Here is an 8,329-nt window from a genome sequence, read left to right as displayed (position 1 = left end):
TGTCCCAGCCCCGGTCATAAACGGACTGACCGCTCATTGGCAGGCCATTTTCCCACTCGAATGGCTTGGATGGGCGCGTAGCGGAATTTCGGCACACGCCCCGTTGCGAACATAAGTCGGTGTTGCGATAGGAGTGGCATGACCGCCTTCGCTTTTATCGGATCTGCCTTGGCTGAGATTGCAGGCTGCTTCGCGTTTTGGGCGTGGCTACGCCTGGGAAAGTCGCCGCTTTGGATTATCCCGGGCGTCGCGTCTCTTTGCCTATTTGCTTATTTGTTGACCTTACCATCTGCTGATCAGGCTGGCCGCTCGTATGCGGCATATGGTGGCGTCTATGTTGCTATGGCCGTGCTTTGGCTGTGGCTTGCGGAAGGAGCGAAGCCAGATCGCTGGGACTTACTGGGGGCTGTCGTTTGTTTGGTGGGTACGGCCATCATCTTCTTCGGCCCGCGCGCAGTGAACGGCAACTAGCCACCGATTCGGGCTACTGACCGAGCCGGACGGCAAGGGATAGCGGACGGGCCGCTGCCAAGCCCGCCAAATCGGCCATTGAGCGCCCGACAAGGGCGCCTGCTAATCACTCCTCCGCCCGCATTTTTCTCGCCAAGCGTGCGTGACCTGTCGCTGCGAATTCACTTGCCGTATATGACCCACTGGCTCGGCAAGCTCGTGCCATTGAACCATCTCAAGGAGCTCTTCCCTTGCGCGCCATCCACGACTTGTCCGGCCTGATCAAATATGCTGGGCGCGAACCCTGGAAGACACGGCTTGAGGGGTGTCTGAGCGAACATTTCGGACCGGCAGCCGACGAGCTCGATGTCGATTTCGACGAACTGCTCGACATCGTTGGCCCGCACTGGGAAGGTCCCTTGTGGGGCTGCGCGTTCGAAGACCTGATCGGGCGCGAGTTCGATGGCGAAAATCTCGCCGACGATTACCTGAAGCGGCGTGGCTGGAACGAAAAGGCCTCCGTCAAAGCCTATATCAAGGCCCTGCGTCAGACGCCGATGTCACTCTACGAAGTGAGCGACATCGTGCCAGGCAAGTCGATGCGTCTGCGCGACCTGCTTCAGGGCGGCGAGCCTGTCACCGTTGAGGAACGCAGCGCGAGCAGCAGCTTGCACAACTGGGACCGGATTGCCACGCGCCTGATCGTCAGCCGAAGCGGCAGCGTCATTTCCGGAGCCTTGCTGGCATTTAGTCCGGATGGCAGCGAGCAGTTGATCGATGGCTTTACGAAGATCGGCGCCCAGCCCGACCCGGACTTTGATTTCGACGTAACCGACCGCGCGGTACTGCTGCGCCACAGCGCGCCCGTGATCACCTCGACCTGGCTGCTGGACGCTGCCGGTGTCATGGGCCCGCCGATGCCCGATCTGGTCAACAGCGACGGCGATGATATTCTCTTCCATCGCCTGGTTTTCCCGTTGCCCAAAGGCGTGACACAAAAGCAGATCGCGGCCCGTTTCCAGACCCTGCCCACCTTGTCGCCCGCTTCCGCCAAATTCTGGAATTGGCTGGAAGACAAGCGCGTCAAATTCCAGCGGCCCGCGCAGCCCGGCGCGCAAGTTCTGGCATCGACCATGGACGATGGTTCGACGATCCTTGGAAATGCCGAGCTGGCGGGACGCTTCCTGACGATAGAGGTCAACAGCGCCGAACGCGCGCAGCGTGCCCGGGAACTCTTCATCCCCTTGCTGGGCGATCTGGTGCAGGCACCGTTGACCGAGATCCGCACCGTTGCCCAGATGATGGCGGAACAACGGCAGGAGCGCGACGAAGCTGCCGAGCCGGAGATCCCTGCCGCGGAGATGCAGCGCATCGTTCGCGACATGATGGACCGACAATACCGACAGGTCCTCGACGAACCGGTCCCCGCTCTAGGTGACAAGACGCCGCGGCAGGCGGTCAGGACCAAAGCCGGGCGCGCACAGGTGGTGGAATGGCTGAAGTACCTGGAGAACGGGACCGCCAAATCCGGCAACGAGCAGATGGCCGGTTACAGCTTTGCCTGGATGTGGGAAGAATTGGGCGTAGCCGACCTTCGGCAATGACCGGCGTGGCCATGTCGCACGCGCGGCAAAGCTTTGGATGTTCCCGGTTTGTCAGGCCAACTTGACTGTCAACGGACAGTTAGTGCAAGGGCGCAAAGCAGAACCGTTCCGCGCCTGTTTTCCCAGGATCAAGAAGGCCTGCCCCGTGCCCTTCCCCGCGATCGCGCATGCCCCGTCACATGGCACACATGATTTACGAGCCCGCAGACCAACGCACGAACCGTGTCCGGCGTAAATCCGCCATCGTCCGGTAGCTGCCCGCCAGCCACATTCTGCCGGTTCCATTTCCAGTACGGCGAAAGCACCTGCATCAACCGCTCCGTCTCAGGGCAATCATAGCCGAAAGCCGTGACGTTCGCGTAAGCCAGCGAACGGTCGACATGCAGGCCGACATGCCGCGCGCACCAACTGTCCGGAAAGCCCACATCGAGCAGATGCGAGGATAGTGCCAGCTGCGTCACGATCCCGGTAGTATAGAGGAAATACGGCCAGTCGCTCCGGCCATTGGGTTCGAGCCCGTGCATGAATTCCAGCGCCCGTTCGTAGCGCGCCCGGCTAAGGCTTCGGCCTTCCTGGGTGCGCAGCAATCGAACGGGCTGTGCACCGTAGATCTTCCAGAGCGCGGCGAGCGCGGAATTGTCATTTGGCAAGGAACGCAGCGCTGCAGAAACAGCGGCTATCTCATCGGGTGAAGCAACAGAAACAAAGCTGTCCATCGGCACCTCCGGGTCCGCATCTTGGCGGTGGAGCGGAAGAGACGAGACATCATGCGGACCAGTCCCGAACTCCCGCACACTGGCGCGGGAGCCGCCGGAGCTGGTAACATGCAGATCACATGCGCCGCCGCCTTTCACCCGAAGGTTTGGACATACGCGACGGCACCCCGGAAAACGATGTCTTCCGAGCTTGATCGATCTGCGGGATTACCAGTCCCGGCGCTGCCCTTTGCGCAGCGCCCTTGCACGATACCAGACGCGAATCTTTACGCCAAGGCCGGTTCAGTTGTGGCTCGTTTGGTGCGCGTCTGATGCCTACGTGATGGCGTCTTGGGCGAAGGCCCGCTTGCCCCTTCGCCGCCACAGCGTCAGCGCCTGCTCGCGATCCTCGCTCCGCAGCTTGGCGGCGGCTTCGACAAGCAGGCCAAGGATTACGGCGCGGTCATCGTCGGTCAGCTCGACAAGTCCGGCTTTCACGACCAGCCCGCCCAGCTCGATAAGCTGGCGGGTTCGTTCGCGCCGCTTCACCTGCCACTCGCGTGTGTCATGCCGCGCCTGGCCCATCGAACAGCGGTTGCGCGCTGCTTGGTTCCGCTGCAGCGCCGCGCGGCTCGCTGCCAGTTCGGTGGCGAGTCTTTGTCTTCCCTGCGCCTGAAAAGAATGCCGCGCCCCGTTTACGCCAGGCCTCCTTTTGGGTTGCCGCTGTGTTGTTGGCAGCATCGAGCAGAACGCCCGCCAGTTCTTCTGCCGAGAGAGCATCGGCGCCGGTCGCGGTAACCAGCTCACCGAGCTGCGTCACCTTGCGGCTTTTGAGTTTCTTCGCTTTGTCGGTCAGCGCCTTCAGCTCGGCATCGTAGTCTTTGGGTTTGCGCATGGTCCGTCCTTTCGTTGAGGAAGTCGGACCATTGCGCTATCGGGAGTCTCAGCCCCCCTCAATAGCGTGAAATCCTCTGGGATTTCGTGTTCCCGAGTGCGATGAAATCGTTCGAGGGCGCGCTTATACGTCGTGCCGACGTGCGCTTTCAGGGGTAATTGGTATGTCGCCATGGCGATCTACCACTTCTCGGCCAAAGTCATTTCCCGCGCCGCCGGATCGTCGGCCGTGGCTGCCGCCGCCTACCGCTCGGCCTCGCGGCTGCACGACCAGCGGTTAGAGCGCAGCCATGACTTCACCAACAAGGCCGGCGTCGTCCATTCCGAAGTCCTGCTCCCTGAACACGCACCCGACGAATGGCATGACCGCGAGCGGCTGTGGAACGACGTCGAGGCCGCCGAGAAGCGTAAGGACGCGCAGCTCTCGCGTGAAGTCGAGTTCGCCATCCCGCGCGAAATGAAACAGGCCGATGGCATCGAACTGGCGCGCGACTTCGTGAAGCGTGAATTTGTCGATCGCGGCATGGTCGCCGATCTCAATGTGCACTGGGACATGGGGCCCGATGGGCTCGCCAAGCCACACGCCCATGTGATGCTCGGTTTGCGCGAAGTCAGCGAAGAGGGTTTCGGCGCGAAGGTGCGCGACTGGAACCGGACAGAGCTGCTCACGCACTGGCGCGGAGCCTGGGCTGAGCACGTCAACACCCGGCTGGCCGAACTCGATATCGACGCGCGGGTCGATCACCGCTCGCTGGAGGCGCAGGGCATCGAGCTGGAGCCGCAGAACAAGATCGGCCCTGCCGCTTCGCGCATGGTCGACCAAGGCCTCGAAAGCGAACGCCTCGACGAGCACCACGCCATTGCACGGGCCAATGGCGAAAAGCTGCTCGCGGCCCCGCACATCGCGCTCGATGCCATCACCCACCAGCAGTCGACGTTCACCAACCGTGACCTTGCCATGTTCGTCCACCGCCACAGCGAGGGAAAAGAGCAGTTCGACCAGGTGATGGCCGTGGTGAAGGCCTCGCCCGAGCTGGTGAAGCTGGGCAAGGACGGGCGCGGCGAAGACCGCTTCACTTCGCGCGCCATGCTGGAGACCGAGCAACGGCTTGAGCGGCAAACCGTCCGGCTCGATGCCGAGCGCCATCACAGTGTGCCCGACCGGCATCGCGACCGCGCTCTCACGCGCGCCGAGGCGCGCGGCATGGTGCTCTCCCCCGAGCAGCGCGGCGCCTTTGAGCATGTCACCGATGCACGCGGGATGAGCAATGTCATCGGCTATGCCGGGACCGGCAAGAGCGCGATGCTCGGGGTCGCGCGTGAGGCGTGGCACTCGGCGGGCTACTCGGTCCAAGGCGCAGCGCTCTCAGGGATCGCAGCCGAGAACCTCGAACAGGGTTCGGGCATCGCCAGCCGAACGCTCGCCAGCCTCGAACACCAGTGGGGCCAGGAGCGCAAGTTGCTGACCAGCAAGTCCGTGCTTGTCATTGACGAGGCGGGCATGATCGGCACGCGCCAGATGGAGCGCGTCATGCGCGAGGCGGAGAAGCGCGGGGCCAAGGTCGTGCTTGTCGGCGATCCCGAACAGCTTCAGGCGATCGAGGCAGGAGCGTCTTTCCGCAGTATCGCCGAGCGGCACGGCGCGGTCGAGATCACCACTATTCGTCGGCAATCCGAAGAATGGCAGCGCGAGGCGACGCGTCAGCTCGCCACCGGGCGAACCGGCGAAGCGCTCGCCGCGTACGAGGACGCGGGCCATGTTCATGCCGCCGAGACGCGCGAAGCAGCCCGCGCCAATCTGATCGAGCGCTGGGACGCAGATCGGCACGCGCATCCCGATGCCAGCCGGATCATTCTCACGCACACCAATGATGAAGTGCGCGAACTCAACGAGGCCGCGCGCAATCGCCTGCGCGTCGCGCAAATGCTGGGTCAGGACGTGGGGCTGACAGTGGAGCGCGGCGAGCGGACATTTGCCTCGGGCGACCGGATCATGTTCCTGAAGAACGAACGCAGCCTTGGCGTGAAAAACGGGACGCTCGGCACCGTCGAACATGTCAGCGCCGCCAGCATGCGCGTGCGCACCGATGACGGGCGGTCGGTTGCCTTCGACCTGAAGGACTATGCCCACGTCGATCACGGCTACGCGGCGACGATCCACAAGTCGCAAGGCATGACCATCGACCGGGTCCATGTGCTGGCAACCCCAGGGCTCGATCGGCATGCTTCCTATGTCGCGCTGTCGCGTCACCGCACGCAGGTCGACCTGCATTACGGCAAGGACGACTTTGCCGAGCGCAGTCGGCTTGTCCGCGCGCTCAGCCGTGAGCGCGGCAAGGACATGGTCTCCGACTACACTCGCGCGCCCGAGCAGGCGCCTAAGCCCGAGCCAGTACCTGCGCCGAAGAGCGAACCCGAGGTTCGGCGCAATCCCTTTGCTGGGATGCGCTTCAAGGTGCAGCCGGAGCCAGCCGTTCAACACGCCCAGCCACTCGACGCCGCCGTCGCGCGCTACGGGCGGGCCCTGCGCGACATCGACCGGATGCAGCGCCAGCGGCTCAATCCGATTATCAGCCAGGTGCACGCCCTCGATCGCGCAGCCAAAAGCCTCGATGCCCAGCGGCCGCACGCGGCGGAGGACATGTATGCCGCCATGGGCAAGGACCCGTCATTGATCGACGAGGCGGCCCAGGGCAAAAGCGCGCGCGCCATCCAGGCCATGCGCCTGGAAAGCGAGATCCGTATCGCGGCCGATGAGCGCGCCGATCGCTTCATCGAAGAATGGCAGATCCGCACCCGCCAGTTCCTGCGCATGCAGAAGATGGGCGATCCGCTTGGTGCCGAACGGGCTGCCGAGCGAATCGATTATCTGTCAAAGAGCTTCCATCGCGACCCGGAGCTGGAATCCCGGCTCCACAGGAGATCTTATGAGCTGGGCTTCAAGCCCCGCGAAGGCAGTACCCTGTCTCGGGATATGCAGGATTGGATCAGCCGCTCGCGCTCACGCGGGCTTGAGCGGTAGCCTTCGCGCATGACACAAACCCACCCACCCGAAGAGCTCGACGCTGCCGAGGCATTCGAGGCCATGAACCGCCGTCTTGCCGGCATGTCGGCGGCGATCGATGGCTTTGCTGCGCGCTTCGATCACCTGCAGGAGCGCGACTACAGCGCGGATCTGGCCGGAATCGATAAGCGGATCAATCAACTCGGGAAGGAAGTCCAATCCCTGAAGGGTCAGCCTGCGATGACCTTGACGCCCGAACGTGTAAACAGCCAGATCAAAGCGGCTGCCCAAGAAGCGCGGCAGGCAGAGCAAGTCGCCTGGACCCGGGCACGGCAAGAGTTGAGCGTCGAGGCAAACTCGATCCGTGAAGTCGTCTATTCAGCTCGGGAGGCAGACAAACAGGAAAAGGTGCTCCTTTGCATGTTGGGTTCAGGCCTCGTGATAGGCGCGATACTGATGTTCTTTGCCCCCAGCGTCGCCCTGGATATCGTACCGGACCGTTGGCATTGGCGCGAAAAATCTGCTGTGGCAGCCATGAAGCGCGACGGTTGGACTGCTGGCGAGCGCCTTATGCAGGTCTACGATGAGAAGCGCTGGGAGGAAGTGGCTCACTTCCTGCGATTGCCGGACGAGGAGCGCGCTAAGTTCGCCGATTGCGCGACGAAGGCGGAGGAAGCGGAGAGCAAGGCCACCTGCCCTATCCACATGAGTTCGACGGACGGTAGATAAGGGCGGGCCTTGGGACATCCGCGACAGTCAGGTTCGGGGAAGCCGCCCGAGGAATGCGGACATTCTCGACGACACGCTGTGACGACCGCTTTGTTGGACGCTCCGGAATGTCTCCTTACGGGAGCGCTCACTGGGATAGCGGACGTTCCGGACGGCGAACAGGTATGTCAGCTTCGCGCCTTAGAGACGGTCATTGCGCGGGCGGCTGATGCGCCGGAAAGCGGAAAATGTTTTTTGGCCACCCTCAAGCTTTCGTTCCAAATGAGAACTGATGCCCGCTCACGAATTCGTGAAGCGGTCCGCGCGAAGTATGCTACAAGCATCCATCACATAAAAATCTTCCGAGCCATGTGTGACCGAGGGACCGACCGCGCCCCCGCTTGATGTGGGAGTGCGCACCATGTGCCTCAATCAAATCCTAGAAAATGAACAAGTTACGCTCATGCAGCACGCTGCAGCTAACAATGCGGCAAAGATCAAACCCTTGCGGCGGAAGCTGAACATGTTTCAAAAACTGCTCAAAGAACATCCATACGCTCACCGTCCCTATATCCATGCCAACAGTTCTGATGCCCAGATGGCGTCGGAAGCGAACGAGCCGTCTGGATTGATCCCCGGCCTGGCCGCTTGGGAAAACGAAGGCGGGCGTATCGAGATGGCCAAATCGCAGAAGCGCAGCAATCGTGTGATACGCAAACCCAAGGCCGAAAAGCCTAAAACTGGCCCCAAGCCGCCGGTATCTCCCGTCAGTGAGTTGATGAAGAAGCCGAAAGGAAAGCTGTGAGACGATTTTTCAGCGCGCTCACTCCGGATTGCATTTGTCGGTAACGCCCTGCCGCGCCGCTGCGGCATAGCGACATTCACGACTGACCTTGAACTGGCGCTCCGATCCTCGGCCGGAGTTGCCGAAACCGCCATTATCGTCATGCGCGACCCCGGAAGCGTCCATGACT

General features: G+C 62.3%; 9 protein-coding genes. 5 read left to right on the top strand and 4 right to left on the bottom strand.

Annotated features, from left to right (window positions below; all coding sequences use genetic code 11):
• The first annotated feature begins 138 nt into the window (after positions 1-138).
• Both MBENS4_RS24785 and MBENS4_RS12845 read left to right on the top strand, forming a co-directional pair.
• A complete protein-coding gene (locus MBENS4_RS24785; protein WP_084592074.1) occupies positions 139-471 on the top strand; it encodes a YnfA family protein in 333 nt (110 codons plus the stop codon).
• Positions 472-701: 230 nt separating this feature from the next.
• On the top strand, positions 702-2,054 hold the full coding sequence (locus MBENS4_RS12845) for a DUF2384 domain-containing protein (protein WP_039391182.1): 1,353 nt from the start codon (positions 702-704) through the stop codon (positions 2,052-2,054).
• Positions 2,055-2,182: 128 nt separating this feature from the next.
• Here MBENS4_RS12845 and MBENS4_RS12840 read toward each other — a convergent pair whose 3' ends face one another.
• From MBENS4_RS12840 to MBENS4_RS12830, 3 genes are all read right to left on the bottom strand, one after another.
• Positions 2,183-2,770: a hypothetical protein gene (locus tag MBENS4_RS12840; protein ID WP_052322258.1), complete on the bottom strand. Its 588-nt coding sequence runs from the start codon at positions 2,768-2,770 to the stop codon at positions 2,183-2,185.
• A 315-nt stretch (positions 2,771-3,085) separates the two neighbouring features.
• Positions 3,086-3,298, bottom strand: a complete 213-nt coding sequence (locus MBENS4_RS12835; RefSeq protein WP_039392373.1) for a conjugal transfer protein TraD — start codon at positions 3,296-3,298, stop codon at positions 3,086-3,088.
• A gap of 16 nt (positions 3,299-3,314) precedes the next feature.
• Complete coding sequence (locus tag MBENS4_RS12830) at positions 3,315-3,644, bottom strand: conjugal transfer protein TraD (protein WP_039391181.1); 330 nt, start codon at positions 3,642-3,644, stop codon at positions 3,315-3,317.
• A gap of 171 nt (positions 3,645-3,815) precedes the next feature.
• Between MBENS4_RS12830 and traA the strand changes: the two genes are divergently transcribed.
• From traA to MBENS4_RS12815, 3 genes are all read left to right on the top strand, one after another.
• Positions 3,816-6,665 (top strand): Ti-type conjugative transfer relaxase TraA, encoded by a 2,850-nt coding sequence (traA, locus tag MBENS4_RS12825; protein ID WP_039391179.1) that lies wholly within the window; start codon positions 3,816-3,818, stop codon positions 6,663-6,665.
• 9 nt (positions 6,666-6,674) lie between these two features.
• Positions 6,675-7,376 (top strand): DUF6118 family protein, encoded by a 702-nt coding sequence (locus tag MBENS4_RS12820; RefSeq protein ID WP_039391178.1) that lies wholly within the window; start codon positions 6,675-6,677, stop codon positions 7,374-7,376.
• A gap of 352 nt (positions 7,377-7,728) precedes the next feature.
• Positions 7,729-8,160, top strand: coding sequence for a hypothetical protein (locus MBENS4_RS12815; RefSeq protein WP_144400910.1), 432 nt, complete (start codon positions 7,729-7,731; stop codon positions 8,158-8,160).
• Between the two features lie 18 nt (positions 8,161-8,178).
• On the opposite strand, the gene MBENS4_RS26680 is transcribed toward MBENS4_RS12815, so the two are convergent.
• Complete coding sequence (locus tag MBENS4_RS26680; RefSeq protein ID WP_242404889.1) at positions 8,179-8,325, bottom strand: hypothetical protein; 147 nt, start codon at positions 8,323-8,325, stop codon at positions 8,179-8,181.
• Positions 8,326-8,329 lie beyond the last annotated feature (4 nt).

Source organism: Novosphingobium sp. MBES04, from assembly GCF_000813185.1.
Taxonomy (GTDB): Bacteria; Pseudomonadota; Alphaproteobacteria; order Sphingomonadales; family Sphingomonadaceae; genus Novosphingobium; species Novosphingobium decolorationis.
The sequence above is the reverse complement of the archived record's forward strand: the minus strand, read 5'-3'. Positions and strand labels throughout refer to the sequence as shown.